Below are 708 nucleotides of genomic sequence, written 5' to 3' on the forward strand. Positions count from 1 at the left end.
ACCTGCTGCTGATTTTAATGGTGATTTTTCTATCAGCTACACAGTGGAGGATGGTAATGGCGGTGTAACCCCGGCTCTTGTCGACGTAACTGTAACCGGCGTGAATGATCTGCCGGTCGCGCAGGATCAGAATTTCCAGATGAACGAAGACGGGACGATCACGCTTACAGATGGGGATCTGTTAACGGGAGCGTCGGATGTTGATGGCGATACGCTGAGTATCTCAGATGTTGCATACACAGGTACGGATGGAATCTTCACCGATAATGGAGATGACACATATACCTTTGCACCGAATGAGAACTTCAATGGTAATGTCATCGTCGACTTTACCGTGTCTGATGGTCAGGGTGGTACAGATACGGCCCAAGCGAATATTGTAGTTGTTCCTGTGAATGACCCGCCAGTTTCAGGTGACTTGGCCTATGCAATTGATGAGGATGGGAGTATCACACTGAGCCAAGAACAGCTCTTGGCGCAAGCGAGTGATGTGGAGGGTGATACGCTCACGGCATTGAATCTACAGACAGCCAATCCGGAACTGACGATTACAGATAATGGTGATGGGACGTTCACGCTGACACCGGCTGCAAACTTCAATGGTGATCTCGATATTAGTTTCGATGTATTCGATGGTGAAGCGACAGTCGCAGCTAATATCGATTTGACAGTGAACCCAGTGAATGACGCCCCAACAGCCATAGATGA

1 protein-coding gene is annotated in these 708 nt (G+C 48.7%); it reads left to right on the top strand.

What is annotated here, in order from left to right; translation table 11 throughout:
• The coding region (locus tag A3762_RS05305; protein ID WP_156493257.1) for a tandem-95 repeat protein at nt 1–708 on the top strand (708 nt) is incomplete at both ends.

The sequence above is a fragment of the Oleiphilus sp. HI0125 genome (assembly GCF_001635355.1).